This is a genomic window from Hymenobacter sp. UYAg731 (genome assembly GCF_054061335.1).
This window is the reverse complement of record NZ_JBSSEC010000008.1, coordinates 14,011-38,505: the sequence shown is the minus strand read 5'-3', so window position 1 is coordinate 38,505 and position 24,495 is coordinate 14,011. Positions and strand designations below refer to the sequence as shown.

At 59.6% G+C, this 24,495-nt stretch carries 16 protein-coding genes; 10 read left to right on the top strand and 6 right to left on the bottom strand.

Annotation, left to right across the window (positions count from 1 at the left end):
- Positions 1-51: 51 nt before the first annotated feature.
- From ACVWYF_RS20805 to ACVWYF_RS20785, 5 genes are all read left to right on the top strand, one after another.
- A complete protein-coding gene (locus tag ACVWYF_RS20805; protein ID WP_457071726.1) occupies positions 52-2,556 on the top strand; it encodes a polysaccharide biosynthesis tyrosine autokinase in 2,505 nt (834 codons plus the stop codon).
- A gap of 14 nt (positions 2,557-2,570) precedes the next feature.
- Positions 2,571-3,341 carry a tyrosine-protein phosphatase gene (locus tag ACVWYF_RS20800; protein ID WP_457071724.1) on the top strand — a complete coding sequence of 257 codons (771 nt, stop codon included), beginning with the start codon at positions 2,571-2,573 and terminating at the stop codon, positions 3,339-3,341.
- 30 nt (positions 3,342-3,371) lie between these two features.
- Entirely contained in the window at positions 3,372-4,394 is a 1,023-nt protein-coding gene (locus ACVWYF_RS20795; RefSeq protein ID WP_457071722.1) for an NAD-dependent epimerase/dehydratase family protein, read from the top strand.
- A 164-nt stretch (positions 4,395-4,558) separates the two neighbouring features.
- On the top strand, positions 4,559-5,956 hold the full coding sequence (locus ACVWYF_RS20790; RefSeq protein WP_457071720.1) for a tetratricopeptide repeat protein: 1,398 nt from the start codon (positions 4,559-4,561) through the stop codon (positions 5,954-5,956).
- 124 nt (positions 5,957-6,080) lie between these two features.
- Entirely contained in the window at positions 6,081-6,911 is an 831-nt protein-coding gene (locus tag ACVWYF_RS20785) for a phosphosulfolactate synthase (protein WP_457071718.1), read from the top strand.
- Between the two features lie 157 nt (positions 6,912-7,068).
- On the opposite strand, the gene ACVWYF_RS20780 is transcribed toward ACVWYF_RS20785, so the two are convergent.
- Both ACVWYF_RS20780 and ACVWYF_RS20775 read right to left on the bottom strand, forming a co-directional pair.
- Complete coding sequence (locus ACVWYF_RS20780) at positions 7,069-9,876, bottom strand: T9SS type A sorting domain-containing protein (protein WP_457071715.1); 2,808 nt, start codon at positions 9,874-9,876, stop codon at positions 7,069-7,071.
- A 210-nt stretch (positions 9,877-10,086) separates the two neighbouring features.
- Positions 10,087-11,010 (bottom strand): bestrophin family protein, encoded by a 924-nt coding sequence (locus ACVWYF_RS20775; protein WP_457071713.1) that lies wholly within the window; start codon positions 11,008-11,010, stop codon positions 10,087-10,089.
- Between the two features lie 421 nt (positions 11,011-11,431).
- Between ACVWYF_RS20775 and ACVWYF_RS20770 the strand changes: the two genes are divergently transcribed.
- The 5 genes from ACVWYF_RS20770 to uvrB all read left to right on the top strand — a co-directional run bounded on the left by ACVWYF_RS20770 (position 11,432) and on the right by uvrB (position 17,840).
- Entirely contained in the window at positions 11,432-12,094 is a 663-nt protein-coding gene (locus ACVWYF_RS20770) for a DedA family protein (protein WP_457071993.1), read from the top strand.
- Between the two features lie 104 nt (positions 12,095-12,198).
- Positions 12,199-12,948, top strand: coding sequence for a shikimate dehydrogenase family protein (locus ACVWYF_RS20765; RefSeq protein ID WP_457071711.1), 750 nt, complete (start codon positions 12,199-12,201; stop codon positions 12,946-12,948).
- 216 nt (positions 12,949-13,164) lie between these two features.
- Positions 13,165-13,821 (top strand): RNA polymerase sigma factor, encoded by a 657-nt coding sequence (locus ACVWYF_RS20760; RefSeq protein WP_457071709.1) that lies wholly within the window; start codon positions 13,165-13,167, stop codon positions 13,819-13,821.
- On the top strand, positions 13,811-15,559 hold the full coding sequence (locus ACVWYF_RS20755; protein WP_457071707.1) for a hypothetical protein: 1,749 nt from the start codon (positions 13,811-13,813) through the stop codon (positions 15,557-15,559). The genes ACVWYF_RS20760 and ACVWYF_RS20755 overlap by 11 nt, the downstream gene beginning before the upstream one ends.
- Positions 15,560-15,800: 241 nt before the next feature.
- Positions 15,801-17,840, top strand: a complete 2,040-nt coding sequence (gene uvrB / locus ACVWYF_RS20750) for an excinuclease ABC subunit UvrB (RefSeq protein ID WP_457071705.1) — start codon at positions 15,801-15,803, stop codon at positions 17,838-17,840.
- Positions 17,841-17,868: 28 nt separating this feature from the next.
- Here uvrB and ACVWYF_RS20745 read toward each other — a convergent pair whose 3' ends face one another.
- The 4 genes from ACVWYF_RS20745 to ACVWYF_RS20730 form a co-directional block, all read right to left on the bottom strand.
- Positions 17,869-18,372, bottom strand: coding sequence for a DUF421 domain-containing protein (locus tag ACVWYF_RS20745; RefSeq protein ID WP_457071703.1), 504 nt, complete (start codon positions 18,370-18,372; stop codon positions 17,869-17,871).
- A gap of 107 nt (positions 18,373-18,479) precedes the next feature.
- Complete coding sequence (locus ACVWYF_RS20740; RefSeq protein ID WP_457071701.1) at positions 18,480-19,691, bottom strand: metal-dependent hydrolase family protein; 1,212 nt, start codon at positions 19,689-19,691, stop codon at positions 18,480-18,482.
- 223 nt (positions 19,692-19,914) lie between these two features.
- On the bottom strand, positions 19,915-22,314 hold the full coding sequence (locus tag ACVWYF_RS20735; protein WP_457071699.1) for a glycoside hydrolase family 3 C-terminal domain-containing protein: 2,400 nt from the start codon (positions 22,312-22,314) through the stop codon (positions 19,915-19,917).
- Between the two features lie 35 nt (positions 22,315-22,349).
- Positions 22,350-24,422, bottom strand: coding sequence for a glycoside hydrolase family 65 protein (locus ACVWYF_RS20730; protein WP_457071697.1), 2,073 nt, complete (start codon positions 24,420-24,422; stop codon positions 22,350-22,352).
- Between the last annotated feature and the right edge of the window lie 73 nt (positions 24,423-24,495).

The following is a 24,495-nucleotide window of genomic DNA, read 5'->3' as shown; positions in this document are numbered from 1 at the left end:
ACTAGATAGTTTCTTTTATCATACCCAGCGCCTGCTGGTAATAGCATTACAATGGCCGTAAACGAAAACTCGGAGCTGGAAGAGCTCATCCGGAATGCCAGCGGCGGAGCCGCGCAGCCTTCGGTTGTGCCCAACGCCGGAGGCAATGAGACGGACGATGAATCGACCAGCCTGGATGTGGCCACGTTGGTGCTGGTAGCCCGGCGCAGCCTGCTGTGGATGCTTTTGCTGATTATTCTGGGTGTTACGGCCTCGTGGCTGTACCTGCGCTACACCAAACCGGTATATAAGTCAACGTCGTTGCTCAAAATTGACGAGCGCAACGAGGGCAGCGCCCTGGGCCTGGCCGGGCAGATGGCCCCGGCCGTAGTGGACAAAGCCCACGGCACCAAGCTGGCGGGCGAGGTAGAGCTGATTAAGTCCAACATCATTTACCGGCGGCTGAAAGATTCGCTGGACCTTGATGTGAACTACTACGTGCAGGGCACGGTGCTGGAGTCGGAAATGTACGGCACCTCCCCTTTCCGCGTGGTATATAAAATCACGGATAACGCGCTGTATAACCGCAAGTTTGACTTGAAATTTGTGGACAAGCAGCGGTTAAAGCTTGATTTCACCAGTCAAAACAGGCCCCAGGGCGGCGAGTACGCCCTGGGGCAAACCATCGCCCTCCCCGGCATCACGTTGCAAATTCTGCCGACCAAAGAACTGGATACGCAGGCCCTGGAGGCCAGCTACCACTTTACGGTGCAGGACGATAACACGGTGAATGCCTACTTGGATAAGAACCTGACGGTTGAGATTGTGAACCCGGATGCCAACACGATTGGCATCTCGTTCAACGATTTCAATGCAGTGAAGGCACAGGATATCGTCAACAAGATTGACTCGGTATACCTGGACGAGAAAATTGCCAGCAAGCAGGAAGCCACCCAAAAGCAGCTCCGCTTTCTGGATAAGATTTCGGAGGAAAACCGACAAAGCCTCCAGAAAGCCGAAGACAACCTGCAAAATTTCGTGCAGCGCTCGGGCACCTACGATGTGGAGGCCGAGGTGGGGACACTCGGCGAAAAGCTGGAGAAGTTGGAAGAGGACCGGCTTAAACTCGCGGAAAACCTGACCCTACTGGGCCAGGTGGCACAAATGGCCCAGCAGGGCAACCTCACGCGCGACGAAAACCAAACCGTGCAGCAGAGTATTCCCGCGCTGGCCGAGATTGAAGACCCGCAGTTGGGTGACCAGTTGGCAGAGCTCAACAGCCTGCAATGGAACCTGCGGCGGCTGTCGCGCTCCTACACCGACAAAACAGAAGTAGTGCAGGCTGAGCAAGCCAAAATCAATTTTGCCCGCAACAACATCCAGCGCCTGCTGCTGCAAAACCAAAAGCTGCTGCGCCGCGGCATGGACGAACTCAACGCGCAGCGCGCCAAGCTGACCGGGGAACTGCAAAGTCTGCCCGAGAAGGGTACCGAGCTGGCCCGACTGAAACGCCCGCTGGACTTGTACGAAAAGTCCTTCCTAATGCTGCTGGACAAGAAGATGGAGTTCAACATCGAGAAGGCGGGCACCACGGCCGACTTCCAGATTCTGTCGCCGGCCTCGCCGCCCTCGCCGCCCATTTTCCCTAACAGGCTGATTGTATATGCTGTGGGCTTGGCCGGCGGGCTACTGTTGGGCCTGGGCCTGATTGCGGTGCGCTACCTCATGCACAATACCGTAACGAACGTGCGGGAGCTGGAGCGCAATACCAAAGCGTCGGTACTGGGCATTATCCCAACCTACGACAAGGAGAAGATGGAAGTGTCGCGCCTAGTGGTAGACAAGAACCCCAAATCGGCCATTTCCGAGTCGATTCGCTCCATCCGAACCAACCTGGACTTTATCAGCTCGGCCAAAAAGAAGCGGCTGATTTCGGTGACGTCCACCATTTCCGGCGAAGGCAAGACCTTTGTGACCGTGAACCTCGGCGGCATCATTGCCCTTTCGGGACAGAAGGTCATCATCCTGGACTTGGACATGCGCAAGCCCAAAGTCAACCTGGCATTTGGGGCCGAAAACACGCGCGGCGTGAGTACCATCCTCATCGACCGGCACAGTGTGCAGGAATGCATTCAGCCCACGAGCATTAATTCTTTGCAGTTCATTTCGGCCGGCCCAACGCCGCCCAACCCCTCGGAGCTGATTCTGAGCGACCGGTTCGATACCATGATTCAGGAGTTGTTCCAGCTTTATGATGTTATCCTGATTGATACGCCCCCCGTGGGCCTGGTCACGGACGGCATCCTCATCATGCGCAAGGCCGATATTCCGCTTTACATCGTGCGGGCCGGCTACTCGCGCAAAGCCTTCATTAAGAACATGAACCGACTAATTCGCGGCAACAATTTCACGCGAATGTGTACCATTCTCAACGATGCGCAGTCGGGGGGCGGGTATGGCTACGGGTATGGCTACGGGTATGGCTATGGCTACGGGGCTTATGGCCAGGGATATTACGAAGAGCCGGCCACCAAGCAGCTGACTTTCGGCGAGAAGCTGAAGAAGTTTTTTACCTAACACTCCTAGAATAAATGGCTTCGCTCTGGCAACGTCTTTTTGGCGGGGCGACTTCCGCTCCGGTGGCCACGGCTACGCTGGCGGCTCTGGAGGCCGATATGCACTCGCACCTGCTGCCGGGCCTCGACGATGGGGCCGAAACCGTGGAGCATTCGCTGGACCTGCTCCGGGCCTTGCGCAACCTCGGCTACCGCAAGCTGGTGATGACGCCCCACATCATGGGCGACTTTTACAAGAACACCCCGGAGGGCATTCGGGCCGCACTCAAGCTGTTGCGCGAAGCCGCTGCCACGGCTGGCCTGCAGGATGTAGCCCTGGAATGCGCCGCCGAGTACTACCTCGACGAATTTCTGGGCCGCAAGCTGGCCGATGGCACCGAGATGCTCACCTTCGGCGGCGACAAGCGCTACTTGCTGTTCGAAACCTCCTACATGAACGAGCCGCTGAACCTGTTCGAAATTATTTTCGAGATGAAAGCTCAGGGCTACCAGCCGGTGCTGGCCCACCCGGAACGCTATACATACCTGTACGGCCGCTTTGCCGAGATTGAGAAGATGCGCCGCGATTACGGCGTGCTACTCCAGGTGAACCTGAACTCGCTGGCCGGCTACTACTCCCCGGCCGCCAAAAAAGTAGCCGAGCAGCTGATTGACGGTGAGTTGGTGGATTTTGTGGGTACCGATACGCATCACCTGCGCCACACCGATACCCTGGCGCAACGCACACTTGCGCAGCCCTATATGGAAAAGCTACTCCGGCTACCCTTGCTCAACAATACGCTTTGAAATAACGGGTAGTGATTAACCATTAGTTAAATGATATTTGTAACCGGCGGCACCGGCCTCATCGGCTCTTTTCTGTTGCGCGCGCTGCGGGAGCGGGGGCTAGCTGTGCGTGCGTTGCACCGGGGCGCGGCACCGGCCAATGCTACCCCGGGAGTGGAATGGCTGGCCGGCGACCTGCTCGATACCGAACAGTTGCGGGTGGCTCTCACGCCCGATGTTACGCACGTTTTCCATTGTGCCGGGCTGGTTTCGTATGCGCCACAGGACGAGGACCTGCTGCTGAGCGTGAACGTGCAGGGCACCGCTGCCGTGGTCGATGCCTGCCTGGAGCGGCCGGGCGTCCGACTGGTACACGTCTCGTCGGTAGCGGCGCTGGGTGGGCCGGCGGCGGGCGCTACGGCCGCCCCCGGCGAGGTGCTTACCGTGACGGAAAAAGCCTCCTGGGACTTGGGCGCGGCGCATCCGGCCTACGCTACCTCCAAATACCTGGGCGAGCTGGAAGTGTGGCGCGGCGTAGCCGAGGGGCTGTCGGCCGTCATTGTAAACCCATCGGTGGTGCTGGGGCCGGGCGACTGGCACCGCAGCAGCACGCGCCTACTGCGCTACGCGCACCAGCAGCACCGCTTCTATACCCGTGGCCTCATCAATTTCGTGGACGTGCGCGACGTAGTGGCCCAGCTGCTGGCCCTGGCCTTCGACCAGCCCGCTGCCAGCGGCCAGCGCTACATTCTGAGTGCCGAGGCCGTGCCCTTGGCCGACTTTTTCCGGCAGGCGGCGGTGGCCATGCAGCGCCGGCCGCCCACGGTGGCCGTGCCCGACTGGGCGGCCGAGGTCATCTGGCGGCTGGAGCACGCCCGTGCGGTGCTCACCGGCGCCCGGCCACTTATCACCAAAGACACGGCCCGGGCGGGGCGGCAGCCCGTGGTGTACAGCCACGCCAAAGTGCAAAGCGCTACCGGCCTAATATTCCGACCGTTAGCCGATACACTGGCGTGGTGCGCCGCCGAACTAGGAGCGAGACCCGGCATCCTCGAACCGGTTATCGTATCTTAGCAACAACCAGATTGCACGGTTTTGGCCAATATTTGTTATTATTGATAGAGTACTGATAAAGTGGAGTGGAATGGTTCCGGCGAGTGATGACCCATACGGCCCCGGCCGCCGGACTCGCTAATCCACAAAACCAGATTAATCCACTTAACTGCGGTTTTATGCGCATGAACGAACATTTTGAAAACGACCGGACCGTACTGGACACCGTGCGCCGCTTCGAGCGCATGGTTGCCCAGCAGGAGTCTGTTTTCTTCGACCTGGAAGACTTCGAGAACATCATCGACCATTACGTGACGAGCGCAGCGTTTGACAAGGCCCTGCAAGCCTGTGAAGCCGCCCTCGGCCAATACCCTTTTTCAACGGAGCTGCTGATTGACCGCGCTCAGGTGACGGCCATGCGTGGCGACTACACCGAGGCCGAGCGCCAGATTGACGCCGTGGCGGCCCTGGACCCGACCAATGCCGACGTGGCGGTGACACGGGGCATTATCAGCACACAGCGGGGCGAATTTGCGCAAGCGGTGGAGTTTTTCCGGACTGGCTTGGAGCAGGAACCCGAGCGCGAAGACATTCACTTCAACTTGGGCCTGGCGTTCCAGAGCTGGCAGAAATTTAAGAGTGCCGCCAAGCACTACAAGCAGAGCCTGCGCCTCAACCCGGACAACGAAACCGGCGTGCAGGAGCTTCTGCACTGCCTTGATATCACGGCACGGCTGGAGGAGCACGAGGATTTCTTCAAGCGCTTCACCGATGACGACCCTTACTCGGCCACGGCTTGGTACAACCTGGGGCAGTACTGGTACCGCCGCGAAGATTTCACGAAAGCCGCCGAGGCCTTCGACTTCGCCGTTACCATCAGCGCCGATTTCTACGATGCCCACCACTGGCTGGCCGACACCTTTGTGTGCCAGCAGGAATACCTGAAAGCCATTCCAGAGTTTGAGATGGCCTATCCGCCCGGAGAGCCCACCGATGAAGCCCTGTGCAACATCGGCGAGTGCTACGAGAAGCTGCGCGAGTGGGAGCCCGCCCGCAAATACTACCGCCAGGCGCTGGAGCTGAACCCCGAGATGGACGAGGCTTGGTTTGGCCAGGGTGTGCTGCTGCAGGAACAAGGGCGCTGGTTCGAGGCCATTCATTATTTCCGCAAGGCCACCGAACTGTACGCCGAAAGCGGCGAGTACTGGTCGGCGCTGGGCGCGGCCGAAAACCAGGTGGGCAACGTGGTGAGTGCCCTCGAAGCCTACGAGAAAGCCACCGAAGTGGCCCCCGACGACGTGCAGGGCTGGGTGAGTTGGAGTGCCATTCTCTACGAGCAAGGCCATTTCAGCGAAGCCGTGGACCTCGTGCGGCACGCCGTGGAATTGCACCCGCACGAAGCGCATTTTCACTACATGCTGTGCGCGTACCTGCTGGCCGATGGCCGCATGAAAGAGGCATACGGCGTACTCGAAACGGCCCTCACGCTCAACTATGAGCAGCACATTATCCTGTTCGACTATTTCCCCCAACTGCGTGAGCAGCCGGGATTGAAACGGCTCATTGAGCAGTTTCGGAAATAACACTTCGGCTTAACGCTACTTTTGTAACCGCCCGTCAGCCGACGGGCGGTTTTTCTTTGCCCGTGCCACCCGTTTATTAACGCGGGCAAGCCCTCCCCCAATTCTCATATTTCACTTCTTATTAATGAATTACGACCTCTCCCAACTGCCGGAGCGCACCCCCAAACCCCGTGAGCAAGGCTACACCATGGTGATGGACAAAGGCATGAGCCTGCGCGAAGTAGAAGATTTTCTGGAAGTAGGCGAGGCCTACACCGACGTGGTGAAGCTGGGCTGGGCCACTTCCTACGTGGTGCCCAACCTAAAGCGCAAGCTCGAAATCTACCGCGAAGCCAACATTCCGGTGTACTTCGGCGGCACACTGTTCGAAGCATTTATCATTCGTAACCAATACGACGATTACCGCCGCCTGCTGGATAATTACGGCATGGAGTACGCCGAAGTATCGGACGGCAGCATTGACCTCGACCACGAGCGCAAATGTGAGTACATCCGCGACCTGAGCAAGAGCGTGCGCGTGCTAAGCGAAGTGGGCTCGAAGGACGCCGAAAAAATCATTCCGCCCTACAAGTGGATTTCGCAGATGCAGACCGAGCTTGAAGCCGGGGCCATCAAGGTAATCGGCGAGGCCCGCGAGGGTGGCAATGTAGGCCTGTTCCGCAGCACCGGCGAGGTGCGCTCGGGCCTGGTTGAGGAGATTCTGACCAAGATTCCTTCGGAGAAAATCCTGTGGGAGGCCCCGCAGAAAGCGCAGCAAGTGTGGTTTATCAAGCTGTTGGGGGCCAATGTGAACCTCGGCAACATTGCTCCCAATGAAGTAGTGAGCCTCGAAACCATCCGCCTGGGCCTGCGCGGCGACACGTTCTCGCACTTCCTCGACATGGATGCCGTGGACCCCATGTTCCGCCCGGCCGCCAAGACCGGCAAACCCGGAACATCCATGCCCCGAGGCTAAGCCGGCAAGGTCGGCCAGTTGTGCTAGGCTCAATCAAAAGCCCCGTCGTGCGTAGCACAACGGGGCTTTTGATTGAGCCTTAGCTGTCATAACATATAAAAAAAGCCGGCTTCCTTGCGGAAACCGGCTTTTCTATTGGCCTAAGCCGTGGGGCAGCTTATTGCTTCACCACTTTCAGGTTCTTTACTTCGCCCGTAGGCAAGGTGATTTTCATCAGGTACACACCCGCTTTCAGGTCGCCCATGCCAGCTACCGACGTATCGGTGAGGCTGCCGGTGAGCACCACGTTCTGCTGCTGCAGGGTGCGGCCCGTCATGTCGGTCACCAACAGTTTAGCAGTGCCCGTAGCCGCCGATTGCAGGGCTACGTGGAGTTCGTTGCCAGCATTGAGGGGGTTGGGGTAAGCTACGAAGTTGGACGAAGGAGCCTTGCCCTCGAAGCTAACTACAGTAGGAGCGAAGAAGGCATCTTTGCCGTCCAGGTCCAACTGGTGCAGGCGGTAGTAGCGCTTGCCCGTCTTATTAGCTTCTTTATCTACGTAGCTGTAGTTGGTTACTTGCGTGGTGTTGGGCGAAACGCTCGGAATCGAGGCCAGCGTGCGGTACTCGGTGCCATTGGTCGAAACCTGCACTTCGTAGCCTTTGCTGTTTTCTTCCGAAGCCGTCTGCCAGGTCACCAAGGCATCGCTGCCGATGCGCTTGGCATCAAACGCCGTCAGGCGAACGGGAAGAGGCTTTTCGGTATCACCCAAAGTGAACGTTGCAAAATTAGTAACGCCCGATTTTGTAACAATGTTATTGGTTTGGTCAACTGCGATATCGCGGCCCAAGTAACTAAACGTGTTGCCTGAAGTATTTGAAACGAACAACGCCAAGTTGGCCTCCGGGATGCTGCCCGAGCCTGGAGTCCGAGTGTTTACGCCACCCAGATTCATTGTTTCGCGGTCCAAGTAGTGGAAGTAAAAAGTGGCGCTCAAGCCACCGGAGTTAGTAGCAGCATCAGCAGGACGCACGCCGAAAATACGACGGATACCATACCGGCCATTTACTGGTGAGTAAGCCTCAACCGTGTTACGGGTGACATCTACTTTGCCGGGATTGTTTGTACCAGTGAAAGTAATGGCCAAGCCAATTTCACCATACGTACGCGCTTCACCCACAAGCACGCCGGCACGCGACGTTCTTACGAAACCATAGATGTATGACTGTTCGGATTCGTTGATGAGCTGGGCACCGTTGTTGTTGTTGACAATATCTCGGTCAGCAAGTACGATAGCGGAAATGTCCGGCTGCGTGATATCCGTAGCCAAAATACCACCGTTAAAAGTGACGGATTGCGAAACGGTCATGGTGCCCGCGAGGCTCTTTTTGCCGATGCCGGCTATTGTCACAGCTACGAACGTACCACCGGTGATGGTCTGGTTGCCGGTCGGGTTATCTGAGGCACCGTTTGCGCCGAAGGTAATGTCCGTATTTTCCCGCTGGATAAAGCTGTCGAGGTTGTTGCTGAAATTGCCATATACAATAAGCTGGCCTTGAATCAGACGTGCGATAGAGCGCTGGGCCTGTGAAGTACCAGCCATCACAAAGTCACGAGTAAGGGCGGGGCCGGAGCCCGTGTTATCATACACAACTGCACCACCGGCCGTGAGCTTTTTCGAATCGGAATAAATGTTCGGGTAAGCATTTGCATTGCCGGTACCCAGGTCACGAACCAGCGCGTTGGTACTTGCGGTGGGGACACCATTGGTCCAGTTATCCATATCGAACCAGTTGTCATTTTTTCCACCCGTCCAGATGGTCTGGGCAATGGGCGTTCCGTTTACCATGAAGTTAGCCGAATAGGCACCTGTGGGCGGGTCAACGATGGCAAAGGGGGTGCCATTGGCGGTGCCATTGGCCTGATAGTAGACATCAACCGTGTACGTACCTGGTGCCTTGACGGCCGGCGTAGCAATCAGGTTAGGCTGAGCCGCGCCACTGTTGGGGTCAAGTACGAAGGTTTTAGTACCACCGTTGGCACCGCTACTCTGAGTAAGCGTAATGGCCTGATAGGCTCCGCCTGGGTCAGTGCCGAGACGGGTGCGGTAGTATAGGACAACGTTGTTAATGGTAGAGCTACCTGCCTCCGTAGTAGTTACTGTCGTACCGGTGAGCAACAGGCGGCCGGTGTTGATGTCATAAGAATTGCCCCCATTAGTTGGCGAACTCAAATCAGCGCCCGAAAACTGGGGCGTGCTAGCCGAGTTGAAATAGAAAGTAACGTTGGAACCACCGTTGGGCGCAACCTGAATGGTATTAGCCTTTACTGATGAAGAGGCTGGCGTACCGGTAGCTGTGAATACGGAACGACGGCGTGATGCAGTCCCAGCAGTTGATACTGGGTCGCCCCCGGCATCTTCTCCTAGGGCGTTAACAGCAACGTCAAAACGGTAGCTCGTGCCAGGACTGCCAGCCGTGGTAGCTAGCATTAGAATATCACGAGCAGCCGTCGTCAGTTCGAACGTCCGAACGCCAGCACTGAACCCCGTCTGAACCAACTCAACAGTCTGGTTTAGCGTAGGATTTGGACCAGCAGCAATAGTACCCGCAACTACACCAAACGTAATAAAAGCGCGGCTGTATACTTCCCCGGCCGTTTCATTGATTTCTACTTTACCGCCTTGCAAAAGCAACCGGCCAGCAGAAACGTCCAGCGAACCAAAGTTCGTTCCGGCGAAAATGCCGCCGCCAATACCAGTGCCGCCTGTAGTAGCAATGGCATCATAAGTGTTAGTTGTAGCAGCAGCAGCGCTGGCACCAGCAGTAACGTAGACGTTGCGAATGGTCGCAGTTGATGCGCCAGTGGGCTGGGCATAAGCCTTATTCGGCAAACCTATCCCTAAGAATAAGGCCAATAGCGGAATAAGAGAGCTTAGAAAGCGCCGCTGTCGCAACAGCTTCTGAGTAAAAGTTAAATTTTGCATGTAATTGGGGGTTGGATGTTAGAGAGAACGAAACGCGTGGAACGCGTATTCACGACGAGGCGCATATACGCAAAGGTAAAAAAAAGGTCTGACCTGTTAGGGGAAAATTTAAACAAATGGTAAATCTGTCCAAATTAAGGGTTTTTGACAGTCGCAAGCGGCTGTTGATGGAAGCTATTTAATGCTGGGTGAATGCATAAAAACCCTCGGTTAATGCACGACACTGTAGGGTACGGTCGCCAAAGCTTTTTTCTCGGCAGGTAGTTCCACGCCGAGCAAATCATGAACACTTACCCGGATTTTATTGGAGAGCTGGGTGATGGGCAAATCGTTGCTGTCGTAGCCAAACGGGTTTTCAATTTCGTTGCCAATCATTTCCAGGCCGAGCATGGCGTAGGCCCCAATCATAGTGACGGGCACCATCCACCAGCCGCAGGAATCCACCAACACCAAGGGCATTACCATGATGAACACGGTGATGTAGCACTTGATAAAAAAACTGTAGGAATACGGAATGGGCGTGGCTTTAATGCGTTCGCAGGTCCCGCTTACCGACATCATGGCCAGGTAGTGCTGCTTGATGTTGATGAGGTAGATGGGGTCGAATATCTGAACCTGGCGCAGCTGCTCCACGCTCTCCATGAGTACGGCAATGATAGTAGAAGCCACACTCTCGGCCTTTTGCAGGCGCTCGATGATGTCGGGGGTGGCCTCCATCTTGTCGAAGCGAATCTTGTTGCGCAGGCTGCCTTCGAGGGCAATGGGGAAGTTGGAGATGAGGGCGGCGAAGTAGCGACGACTGGATTTGGCCTCGCGGGGCAGCAGCGCGTTCATTTCCATGGCCAGGCCCCGGCACTGCGATACCAGCACTCCCCACACCTTGCGGCCCTCGTAGTAGCGGTCGTAGGCGGTATTGGTGCGAAACACCAGCAGCAAGCTGAGCAGAATGCCCAGAATGGACAAATACTCGCGCCCGATGCGGACGTTGAGGGTGTGAAAGTCGAGGCTAACGATGGCAATGGCCGACCCGTAAAGGCCAACCAGGGCCACGCGCTTCAGCAACAGGCGAATAACGGCCGAGGTATGAAAGTGCCACAAGGCCCGCCACCAATCTCCGCCCTGATAAACAATCATTGAGTAAGTGTTTTTTTGTCCTGCAACGGCAAATCATTTGCCGGGGTTGAGCCGGTATAGCCGCACCGTAGAATAGTGAAAATGAGCCGTTGCCAATTCATAGGCGTATTGCGGCAGGCCTAATCATAGGTCATGCCATATTTTGCCGCGCAACGCTTACCTGAACCGTATGCCGATGCTTTATCGGGCTCAATAACAGGCCTACTATCCCGAACTGAGGGTTTTGTTCGCATTGAAAAAAATACCGAATAAATACCAAGCCGAGCGCCTGCATAGTCAATCGGGGCGCAAAGGTAAGAACCACAGGTTCGGGACGCTAACTGCGGAGAATAATAAACCGGACGCGTGAGGTGCCGATGCCCCACGACTGCGGTGGTTTCGGCGGCGACTGGTTTTCTTTGTGATTCACTTCACGCCCGGCATGGAAATTATCAAGCACTTTCTCGACCTTCTGCTGCACCTCGACAAGACTCTGGTGGACGTAGTTCACAACTATGGCACCTGGACCTACCTGGTGCTCTTCCTCATCATCTTCACCGAAACGGGCATTATTGTATTTCCCTTCCTGCCCGGCGACTCGCTGCTGTTTGCGGCCGGCGCGCTGGCCGCCCGCCCCGAAACGGGCCTGAGCGTGTGGGTGCTCATCCCGCTGCTGATTGCGGCCGCCTTCATCGGTGATAATGTGAACTACGCGGTGGGCGACTACTTAGGGCCACGGGTGTTCCGCGAGGATTTCAAGTTCCTGAACCGCAAGTACCTCGACCAGACGCAGGCGTTCTATGCCAAGCACGGCGGCAAAACCATCATCATGGCGCGCTTCGTGCCCATTGTCCGCACGTTTGCACCGTTTGTGGCAGGCATCGGGACCATGACTTATCGCTACTTCGCGTCGTACAGCATCATGGGCGCGGTGCTATGGGTGGTGGTGCTTACGCTGGCGGGCTTCCTGTTCGGCAACATTGAGGTGATAAAAAAGAACTTCGAGCTGGTGATTCTGGGCATCATCGCGCTGTCGGTGCTGCCACCGCTGTGGTCGTTTGTGAAGGGCAAGATGGCCGGCCCGACCGACGCGCCGGCCCGATAGCCCGGCCATTCGATGTCCGGCAAAAAAGCCGTCCCGGATTTTCATATCCGGGACGGCTTTTTTGCGCTACTTTGGGTTGTTTTTCGTTTTCAATTTTCCATTCCATGCGTCAGTTCGGGCTTATTGGCCGCACCCTTAATTACTCGTTCTCGCAAACGTACTTCAACCAGAAGTTCTATTCGCAGAGCCTGGCCGACCACGAATATGAGCTGTTTGAGCTGGCTACCGTGGGCGAGCTGCCCGCCCTGCTGGCCGCCCACCCCCACCTGGCCGGCCTGAACGTGACCATTCCGTATAAGGAAAGTGTGGTGCCTTACCTGGATGAGCTGGCCAGCTCGGCCCGCCGCGTGGGGGCCGTGAACGTGATTGAGTGGCTGCCCAATGGCCGCCTTTGTGGCCACAATACCGACGTGGTGGGCTTCCGCGAGTCGCTACGCCAGTTTTTTCCGGCTACACCCGAAGCGCGGGCACTGGTGCTGGGCGCGGGCGGCGCGGCAAAGGCCGTGGGCGTAGCCCTGAATGACCTGGGCATCGCCTACTGGTCCGTCACGCGCGACCCGCTGGGCCACGGCCTCACCTATGACGACCTGACGCCGCAGGTACTGGCCGCGCATCAACTCATCATCAACACCACGCCGCTGGGCACCTTCCCGCTGGTGGAGGAGTGCCCGCGCCTGCCCTACGAGGCGCTGACGGAGCAGCATTACCTGTATGACCTAGTGTATAACCCGGCCGAAACAGTGTTTATGGCCAAAGGCCGGGCAGCCGGCGCGCAGGTAAAAAATGGCTTCGAAATGCTGTGCCTGCAAGCAGAGGCGGCCTGGGACATCTGGAATAATGGGAATGAGGAATGAGGACCCTTCTGGTCATTTTCCAATTTTTCATTCCTCATTCTTAATTCTTCATTGAGCAAAACGTCCCGCTTGCAACCTTTTCCGATGGGCGTGCATCTCCCATAAGCCAGCCCGCCACAGGCCGGCTACTTTCTGAATGACACGCCTTTCTATGCAATTGAAAATGGACTCTTCTACCTTTCTATCCCTGGCCGGCACGGGTTACCGGGCGCAGGCATGAGCAGCGCCCTCACCTGGTTCGCGTTCGGGGCCGATGATGTGCTGCCCGACCAGCCCGCCACGGCGCCACGCCTCACGGCCAGCCGCAGCGCGGCCGTGACCAGCCCGCCCACCGAGGCCGAGTTGATTGACGGCTGCCTGCGCGGCCGCCAGTTGGCCCAGAAGCTGCTCTACGATAAGTACGCCGGCAAAATGATGGCCGTGTGCCTGCGCTACGCCCAAACCACCTTCGAGGCCGAGGACGTGTTGCAGGAAGGCTTTCTGACGGTGTTTCGCACGCTGGCCAGCTTTCGGCGCGAGTGCCCGCTGGAATTCTGGATTCGCCGTATCATGATTAACGCGGCCCTGCGCCAGCACCGCCGCAACGCCTCACTGGTAGCGGTGAGCGACGGCGACTACCCCGAAACGCTGTCCAGCGAAGAGTTTACCCTCAGCAACTTTAACTTCCAGGAGCTGCTGGAAATGGTGCAGGAGCTGGCCCCGCGCTACCGCATGGTTTTCAACCTTTATGCCATCGAAGGCTACACCCACAAAGAAATCGGCGAACTATTAAGCATTACCGAGGGCACCAGCAAATCCCAATATTCCCGGGCCCGCGTCATCCTACAAACTAAACTGGAGCGCCTCGGTGCCCCAACCCGCCATGTCCGTTAATCCTATCGATAACAACACTACGCCTAAAAACACCGGCAGCCTGGAGGAACTATTCCGCCACCACCTGGGCGAGGAGGCCGCCGTGCCCCCGCGCCCCATGCTGTGGGACCAGATTGATAATTCCCTGCTGATTCGGCAGAACGAAACTTACCGCCGTCGCCTGGTGGCTACGCGCTGGGTGGCGGCGGCCAGCCTGCTGCTGGCCACCCTGGCCGGTACCGGCTGGTGGGCCAACCGCGCCGACCTGCTGGGTAGCGCGGAAATGGCGGCAAACAACCAGCCGGCGGCGGCGGGCACCCAACTGGGCCGCGCCAATAATTCGACCACGCCGGGCCTGAAAGTTGGAGCCGGCCAGTCCGACGCTGCGCTGGCAGCTAATAGCCCGGCAGCCGGTACTAGCGGGGCTACTTTATCGGGTAAGGGTTCCCTGAATAACGGTACCCCGACGACCATCTATTCTAACGCCACGCCGTCAGCTGATAAAGGCTTTGCCGCTACAAACCGGACGGACCTGGCCTCTGCTTCCCCAAAGAAATATACTGGCTTCGGTTCGAATTCAGCGGCCCGTTATTCGGCTGGGAAGTTCTCTGTTAATGAACCGACTTCGCAAAATGGCCTTGCTTCGGAAGGGCGCACGGCAACTGTCGCGGCCATAGCAGCTAGAGAAACCCCCGCTTCGGCCACCCATTCGGCTGCGGCCCAGGTACGCTCCGAGGAACCGGCCGCACACCAGGCCTCCGGCCGGATGCTGGCGGCGGCTGATGTAGCGGGTGCTGCTGCGGCCGGCACTTCGGCAGCCTTTGGCGGCGGCACGGCTGGCGCGCTGAGCAGCGGCGCGGCGGCTACCACCTCCCTGGCCGCTACCGCCACTTCGGCCGCAACGATTGCACCCGAGGAAGTGAGCCTGCTGGCCGCCCGGGAAACGTCACTGAGCCTGGCGAATGCTACCACCCTGCCGAATGGACTGGCTACGGTGCAGGTTGAAAACCTGCCCGCCACCGACGCGAACCGCTGGCATTATGGGGCCAGCTACACGGCCGGCGTATTCAATCCCAACGTTAATTTCTCGCGGGCCGGCATTGAGCCGGCATTCGATTATGACCGGGGGCCCGCCTTCGGCACAGATTCCCCGGCCCTGACCGAAGTGGCCGCTACCGAGTACCGCAACAACCTGCGGCCGGGCCTGAGCCAGCGCATCGCGCTGCTGGCTACGCGCCACCTGCGCGGCCACTGGTCGCTGAGCACCGGGGCCGAATTCACGCAGGCCACGGCGCAGTCGGCCTCGTCGTCGTCTTTTGTGGGTGAGCAGCTATTCGACCTGGGCCAAGCCCGCACCAACCGCCCGCTGCACACCACCGATTTCCGCTACAGCATGGGCAGCATTCCGCTGGAAGTGCGCTATTCCAACCCCGCGAAACGTGGCTGGAGCCTCTACGGCCGGCTGGGGGGCGTGGTAACGGCCCTGTTGGGCGTGCGCAGCGACGTGCAGGGCGACCCCGAAGCCACCCGTACCTATTCCATCGCCTCGACGGGCGGCCCCTACCGCCGCGTGATGGGCAGCCTGCGCGGCGCGGCGGGCACCCAGTTTCGTACCAGCACGGGCAAGTGGGCTTTGACAGTAGGTCCGACGGCCGAAATCGGCTTGGTGGCGCTGAATGCCCACCCGGTGCAAAGCTATTTTGCGCAGAGCCACCCGTATAGCTTCGGGCTGGAAGCGGGCGTGGAGTTTGGGCGGTAAAGTGTTTGAACAGCCGTATTTACAGGAAGCACGGCTGTCATGCAGCGCGCATCGAAGCATCTTTACCTCAGTACTAACTCAATTGAAAGAATTAGTTGCGCAGGCAAGATGCTTCGATGCGCGCTGCATGACAGCCGTATCTACTGTTCTCTTCCCCTACTCTTTTCCCATTCCCGCGAAACCCATTATCCCCCATTTGGGTTAAGGTAGGCTGACCATTTCGGCCTACCTTTCGCGTTGCATGGAGTACCAACTGACCTCTGAATTTAAGCCCACCGGCGACCAGCCCACCGCCATCGCCAAGCTGGTGGAGGGCGTGAACAACGGCGAGTACGCCCAGGTGCTGCTGGGAGCCACCGGCACCGGCAAAACTTTCACCATGGCCAACGTCATTGCCCAGACGGGCAAGCCGGCCTTGGTGCTCTGCCACAATAAAACCCTCGCGGCGCAGCTCTACGGCGAGTTCAAGGCATTTTTCCCGCAGAACGCGGTCGAGTACTACATCAGCTACTACGACTACTACCAGCCGGAAGCCTACATCGCCAGCACCGACGTTTTCATTGAAAAGGACCTGGCCATCAACCAGGAAATCGAGAAGCTGCGGTTGCATACCACCTCCACCCTGCTCAGCGGGCGGCGCGACGTGATTGTGATTGCCTCGGTGTCGTGCATCTACGGCATCGGCAACCCCGAGGAATTCGCCAAAAACGTGATTTTCCTGAAGCCGGGAATGCAGTACACGCGCAACAACCTGCTCTACCAGTTCGTGCAGATTCTGTATTCGCGCACCGAGGTGGAGTTCACGCGGGGCTCGTTTCGGGTGAAGGGCGATACGGTGGACGTGTTTCCGGCGTATGCCGACTACGCTATCCGCATCTACTTTTTTGGCGATGAGATTGAGTCCGTTCACAAGATTGACCCGGTGAGCGGCAAGAAGCTGAGCGACGAGGCCAGTGGCGTGGCCCTGTACCCGGCCAACCTGTTCGTGACCGGGAAGGAGACCCTGAACTCGGCCATTAAGCAGATTCAGGACGACATGGTGCAGCAGCACGCTTACTTTGAGAAGGAAGGACGCGATTCCGAAGCCAAGCGCATCATGGAGCGCACGGAGTTCGATTTGGAGATGATTCGGGAGCTGGGCTACTGCTCGGGCATCGAGAACTACTCGCGCTACTTTGACGGGCGCACGCCGGGCTCGCGGCCGTTTTGCCTGCTCGATTATTTCCCCAAAGACTACCTGCTGGTGGTGGACGAAAGCCACGCCACCATGCCCCAGATTCGGGCCATGTGGGGCGGCGACCGCAGCCGCAAAACCGCCCTCATCGAGTACGGCTTCCGCCTGCCCTCGGCCTTGGACAACCGGCCGCTGACCTTCAACGAGTTCGAGAGCATGTACCGGCAGGCCGTGTTCGTGTCGGCCACGCCGTCAGACTACGAGCTGGCCCAGGCCGATGGCGTGGTGGTGGAGCAGATTATCCGCCCGACCGGCCTACTCGACCCCGAAATCGACATCCGTCCCAGCATCAACCAGATTGATGACCTGCTGGACGAAGTGGACAACCGCGTGAAAATGGGCGACCGCGTGCTCGTGACCACCCTTACCAAACGCATGGCCGAGGAGCTGAGCAAGTACATGGACCGTCTCGGCATCAAGGTCGAATACGTACACTCCGACGTGAAAACGCTGGACCGCGTGGAGATTCTGCGCAAGCTGCGGCTGGGCGAAATCGATGTGCTAATTGGGGTGAACCTGTTGCGCGAAGGCCTGGATTTGCCGGAAGTGAGTTTAGTGGCTATTCTGGATGCCGATAAAGAAGGCTTCCTGCGCGACCAGCGCAGCCTGATTCAGACCATGGGCCGGGCCGCCCGAAACGACCGGGGCAAGGTAATTATGTACGCCGACCGCATGACGGGCTCCATGCAGCGGGCCATTGACGAGACGAACCGCCGCCGCGCCACCCAGGCGGCGTACAACGAGGAACACGGCATCACCCCGCGCACGGTGCGCAAGAGTCACGCCGAAATCCTGGGTCAAACCTCGCTCTCCGACTACCGCGTGCTGGATACCCTGCCCTACGCCGACGCGGACGGCGGGGCCGCCCTGGCTATGGCCGCCGAGCCGGTGATAGCCATGATGACCCGTCCCGAGTTGGAAAAGCTCATCAAAACCACTGAAAAGCAGATGGAAGCCGCCGCTAAGGACCTCGACTTCCTCACAGCCGCCAAGCTGCGCGACGAATTGGCCGCGCTGAAAACCATGCTCAAAGGCAAGCGGGAATAACGCGGGCGGGGCGCAAAATGTGTCCCGCTCAGTCTGCCTTTTTCACGATGCTGATGCTGCCGTCGTGCTCCAGACGCACGGTTTTGGTTTGAGCCAGGTCGTCGAGATTAGCCCCTACACGCAGGCCCGATTGCAGGGCTTCCTCGCTGATACTGGCACGCCGCAACTCGTGGTGATGAATGGTGGCCCCTTCGGCCAGGACGCTGGCCTCGCCCTTTACCAAACGGCCCAGCGCGGGGAAGAAATACGTGAGATAAGCCAGCGCCCGATGTACCAGCACAAGTGTAAGGGCCGCCGAGAGGATGGTGAAGAATGGCGCATCGGCCGCGATGGCGCGGCTGAGCGTGGCGCCCAACATAAATTTAACAACCATTTCAAGGCCACTATTGCTGGCAAACGTGCGTCGGCCCGACATTCGTAGCAGCACCAACGCCACCAGAAAAACCACCACTGTTCGGGCCGAAATTTGGCCGGGACTGATGGTTTGGGCTGTTTCGTGCAGGCCGATGAGGTTGGCGAAGAATTCTTTCATCAAGAAATTGGCAAGTGGCTGTCGGTAGTACGCAGTCCGTTGCCGCTAGGACTATCATAGCAGCCAACAAATAACCCCTGACTAGATTAATGGGCAAGCGCCAACTGCTACGGCTGGCGGTAGAGCACGCCGCCCTTCATCACGAGCCGGATTTGGCGCAGGGCGGCAACATCTTGGGTAGGGTCGCCGGCCACGGCTACGAGGTCGGCCAGCAGGCCGGGGCGGATGCTGCCCCGGTCGGCGAGGTGGAAGATTTGGGCGTTGCCGCTGGTGGCCTGGCGCAGCACCTGCAGCGGCGTGAGGCTGTAGTCATGCACCAGCAGCTCGGCTTCGCGGGCGTTGTCGCCGTGGGCGAATACGCCCACATCGCCGCCCTGGGCCAGCATCACACCGGCTTTGAGGGCGGCGGCCATGCTCTGGTGCTTTTGCTGAATGCGGGGCGGGGCCGGGTCGGTGCCCTTGTGCCATCCTTTGTATTGGGCTACGGCATCGGAAGCGGCCACGGTAGGGCACAGGGCCACGCCGCGCTTTTTCATTAGGGCGAATATTTCGGGGGTGCCGCCGTCGCCGTGCTCGATGGTTTCGACCCCGGCCATAATGGCGCGGCGCATGCCCTCGGGCGTGCTGGCGTGGGCCACCACGCCCCGGCCGGTCGAGCGGGCGGTTTGCACAATCAGCGTCAGTTCTTCCTGTGAGAACGTGGGCTGGGCCGAGCCATCGGGACCCCAGCGGTAGTCGGCGTACACCTTGATAATATCGGCCCCCTTGCCAATCTGCTCCCGCACGGCCCGGATAATGCCATCCACCCCATCGGCCTCCTGAGCACCCTGGGGCACGTTCTCATCCACCGAAAGCTTGGGGCCGTAGCTGCCGGTGGCCACCAGCGCCCGCGTAACCACCAGCAGACGCGGGCCGGGGATAATGCCTTGGTTGATGGCCTGCTTCATGCCCACATCGGCAAAGCCCGCGCCTTCGGTGCCCAGGTCGCGGGCAGTAGTGAAGCCCGCCAGCAGCGTGCGCTGGGCGTGTACTGTGGCCCGCGCCACCCGCAACGCTTGCGATTCGAGCAGCACCTGGTCGTCCCAGGCAGTTTCGTTGTAGGGGTGCAGCAGCAGGTGCGAGTGGCCTTCGATGAGGCCCGGCAGCAACGTTAGGCCCGGCAGCTCCAGGGTGCGGGCGGCGGCTGGCGGCGTTACCTGCGTGGCGGGGCCGGCCGCCGTTATTCTGTCATTTTCGACCAGCACGACCCAGCCAGCATGCATTTCCTGGCCGTCGAATACGGCGGCAGGCCGCAATAGCGTGGCGGTGGCGGCGGGCATCACAGCCTGAGCTAAAGTGGGCAGACTGCTTAAAGCCAGCAGCCCACTCAAAATCAAGGAGCTGAAGCAGCCTGAGCGGCGGGCGCGACCCGGTTGGGCGGCAGAAAAGTAGAAGTGTCGCATAGATAGCCAAGACCGCCCCCAACAGTACGGGAGCGGCCAGGCGAAGCTACTTGGCAGACGCGACTTACGAGCTGGCTGGCGCGGGACTTCAACAACATCATTACTTGCTGGCCGTGGGCGCGGCCATTTCCGTCACCGGGGCCGGCGGGGCTAGTAAATGGCGGCTTTTGGCCACCACCACGGGCTTGCCCACCTGGAAGGTGGCGCGCTGCTTCACCTCTACCGACGACGCGGCGGCCTGCACGGTGTAGGTGCCGGCATCGGTCACCCAGGCTGAAGCGGCAGTGTTGTAGGAAGCCAGGTCAGCGGCGGTAAGGGTAAAGCTGAGGGTTTGCGACTTGCCGGGCGCAAGTAGGGAGGTTTTGGCGAAGGCTTTCAGCTCGCTCTGGGGCTTGGCGAGCTTGCCTTTGGGCGCACTCACGTAGAGCTGCACGACCTCGCGGCCCGCCACTTTGCCGGTGTTCGTGATGGTGAGCGTGGCCGTGAGCTTGTCGTTGAGCGCGGGCGCGCTGAGCTTTAGCGGGCCGTAAGCAAATGTGGTGTAGCTCAGGCCGTGGCCAAAGGCATAGGCCGGCTGCTTGTGGAAGGTATTGAAGTAGCGGTAGCCCACGTAGATGCCTTCGGCATAGGTGTTTTCAGATTCCTGACCGGCCATTCCGCCGGCCGAAGGGGCCGCGCCGGGCCGCACTTTGCCGGGAAAATCCTGGCTGTACGGAATGTCGGGATAGGCCATGGGGAAGGTGGTAGCCAGCTTGCCCGAGGGGTTGGTTTGGCCGCTGAGCACGTCGGCTACGGCGTGGCCGCCTTCTTGGCCGGGCTGCCAGGCCAGCAGGATGGCATCGGCCTGGTTGCGCCAGCTGGCGGTTTCTACCACGCCCCCCACGTTCAGCACTACTACCACTTTCTTGCCCACCGCATGGAAAGCCGTGGCAACCTGCTGGAGCATTGCCGTTTCATCGGCCCGGAGCGTGAAATCGTCGGTCACTTTGCGGTCGCCACCCTCGCCGGCGCTGCGGCCGAGGGTGATGATGGCCACATCGGCGGCTTGGGCCTGCTGCTGTAGTAGGGCCGCATTCAGGCTTGGCTCGGCAATGACCGGGGCGGGGTCGAAGAACGTCCGGGTCTTGGGCAGTTTGGCTTTTTCGGCCCGCAGGTACTGGGTGTACACTTGGCTGATGGCGGAGTTGACGGAGTAACCGGCCTTGTTCAGGCCCTGCTCGATGGAGATGGTGTAGGCGCGGTTGACGTCGCCGCTACCGGTGCCGCCGGCAATAAGATTGTAGGACGTGTTGCCGAACAAGGCCAGCTGCTGGCCGGCGGCCAGGGGCAGCGCCTGGGCTTCGTTACGCAGCAGGACCATGCTTTCGGCAGCGGCCTGGCGGGCTACGGCGGCATCGGCGGACAGCGCGGGGCGGCTGGTGTAGCTGTCGCCCTTAAAGGTGGGCGACTGGAGCACCATTTCCAGCACGCGAGTCACGTTGGCATCGAGCTGGGCAGGGGTGAGCTGGCCGCTTTTGGCCGCCGCCAGCAGGGCCTGCGTCTGGGTGGTGGTGCCGGGCATGAGCAGGTCGTTGCCGGCCTGGAGCTGGGCCACCGGGTTCTGGCCGCCGTACCAGTCGGTCATTACCAATCCTTTAAATCCCCACTCCTGCCGCAGCAGCGCCGTGAGCAAGTCGGAGCTCTGGGAGGTGTAGGTGCCGTTCACAAGGTTGTAACTCGACATCACCGTCCAGGGCTGGGACTTTCGCACGGCAATCTGGAACCCTTTGAGGTAGATTTCCCGTAGCGCCCGCTCGCTCACCTGCGAGTTCATTTTCATGCGGTTGAACTCCTGGTTGTTGACCGCGAAATGCTTGATGCTGGTACCCACACCGTTCGACTCAATGCCATTCACAAACGCCGCCGCGATGTTGCCGGTCACCACCGGGTCTTCGGAATAATACTCGAAGTTGCGACCACCCAGCGGGTTGCGGTGGATGTTCATGCCCGGGGCCAGCAGCACATCAATGCCAAAGGCCCGCACTTCGCTGCCAAAAGCCACGCCTACTTTATGCACCAGCTCGGTGTCCCAGCTCGACGCCAGCAGCGTGGCCACCGGGAAAGCCGTGGCGTAGTAGGTCCGGGTGCTGTCGCCGTCCCGGATGGGGGCAATGCGGACGCCCGCCGGCCCATCCGAAAGCGTGAGCGACGGAATGCCGAGCCGCGCAATGGCGTGGGTGCGGCCGGCCGCGCCGGGCACTTTCTCGGGCACCTTGCGGTCCGCGGGGTCCGAAAGTGGCAGAATGCCTTCGGGGAAGCCGGCCGGGTAAAAGCCCATGCCCACCACCAGCTTCACTTTTTCCTCGGTGGTGAGGGCGGCGAGGATTTCTTTGAGCGGGGCTTTGCCCAACTGCGGCGCGGGAGCCTGGGCCACTGCGGCCCGGTTGCCTAGCAGCGCCAGCAGCAGTACGGCCGGGAACCGGCGACTACGGTGGCCCGATGTATTGGATAAGTGATTCATCAATGTGGAAGAATTAGCGTTTGAAAATCAATTATTTATCGCCCCATGGAATACGTGCGGCGCTGCGGCCCCACGCCCGTAATCTTCACCGACTGCCAGCCGGTGGGCAGCGTGCTTTTGCTTTGCGTAATGCCCGCCGGGGTGATATTCAGCCCGCCGAAGCCCATGAGCACGGCTTGCAGCACACCACCCGCGCCAGTGGCGAAGTAGGGGTTGGTGCCGCCCTTGGTTTCGGCGATGACGCGGAACGGGGGCAGCAGGTTGGGCTCGTAAGCATCTTTAAACCAGAGCTTGGCCTTATCGGCATTGCCCAGGCGGGCGTAGAGCAGCGCGAAAATGCCCTGCGTCATGGCCGGGGTGCCTTCGTTGGGCACGCGGGTTTCGTAATAGGCCAGGTCTTTTTTGATTTGAACGGGGTCGGTGATGACGTTCAGGGGGTAGGCCAGCAGGTTCACGTCGCCCTGCTTGATGCCCTCGCCGTGGTAGGTGGCGTGCTCCTGAGTCACGCCGTCGGCCATTCGGAGGATGGGAATGTTCCGGGCCACCAGTGCCCAGTCGGGATTGGCGGGCAGGCCGAGCAGCTTTGCGGCGGCAGCGGCGTTTTGCAGGTTGACTTTGGCGGCGGCGTTGGTGAAGGCGTCGTTGTCCACGTTTTCGGCCCATTCATCGGAAGCCACCACGTTTTTGATGTCGTAGTGGCCGGGGCCGTTGCGCTCTACGCGGCTGGCCCAGAAGTCGGCGGTGGCCGAGAGCATCGGCCAGCCTTTTTCGCGCAGCCAGTCCTTGTCCTGCGTCACGCAGTAGTATTGCCAGGCGGCCAGGGCCACACAGGCCGAAATATGGTGCTCAAAAGGTCCGCTCAGGGCCCAAACCGGCGTTTCTTCCACGCCCGTATCGGCACTTTCCCAAGGGTACATGGCCCCCTGGTAGCCGTGGGCGAAGGCATTCTGCCGGGCCGGCTCCAGCCGCCGGAACCGATATTCGACCAGTGACTTAGCGATTTCGGGATGCAGCACCAGCAGCGCCGGGAACATCCAAAGGTCGGCATCCCAGAAAACGTGGCCATTGTAGCCCAGCCCCGAGAGGCCCATGGGCGAGGGCGAATAATCGGTGCCGGCCCGCGAAAAGCTGTAGAGGTGGTAGAGCATAGAATGCACGTCCTGCTGGGCCTGGGCATCGCCGCTTATCTGGATGTCACTCTGCCACAGGTCCTGCCAGGCTTTGGCGTGGAAGGCCAGCAGCCGCTCCCGGCCTTCGAGGCGGGCGAAAATGGTCATGCGCTCGGCCTCGTTCAGCGGGTCGGGGTGGTGGGCCGAGGTGATGGCCGAGCCCGCCACGGCATAGCCGTATGTCTGCCCGGCCTTCAGGGCTTTGCTGAATTTCATCAGGTGCTCGCCATTGTCCCACATCTCGTGGATGACGCGCGGCTCCAGCCCCTGCCCTTCCGTGAACAGAAACGTAGTGGAGGCGCACAGCAACAGCTTGCCCGTAGGGCTTTTAGCCGATGACGTGAGCAGACGCACGGTGGCGTGCGGCCGGTCGATTTCGTTGTAGTAGTTCTGCACGTCGCGCAGGGCATCGGGGGTGTCCATCACGCTGGCGGCGGTGAGGGCAATGTCCTTTTTGGCCACGATGGACACGTCCAGCAGTACCGTGTAGGGCAGGTGGCGCAGCGCGTAGGTGGTGTAACTGATGGTGGCCTTGTCGGCGTAGTCAAAGGTGGTGGTGAGGGTAGCCTTCTGCATGTCCAGCTCTTGCCGGAAGTGGCTGGCATCGGCAGCGCCCAAGCGGCGGCCGTCAATTTCCATGTACATATTCAGCAGGTTGATGCCGTTGAGGAAGTTGCTCACCCGGCCCCGGCCGTACTGGTCGTAGGCCCCGGCCAGCACCACGTTCTTCACCTTAAACGGCTCAGGAGACGACACCACGCCCATGATGCCGTTGGCCACCGTCACGCCGTAGTAGTTGGCCGGGTCCACCTTGTCGGCGACGATGCGCCAGGGGTCGGGCGGGGTCGTTTGGGCCTGGGTATACGGGGTACATAGCAGCAGTATCGGTAGCAGTAGGAGCCACAGCCGGCGGGTGGCAACTCGTCGGAATTTGGTCATAGCAAAGCAGTTTCAAGGGTAGTGAAAAAATAAGGAGAGGGCAGGCCGTGGCCCGCCCTCTCCTGAAATTATT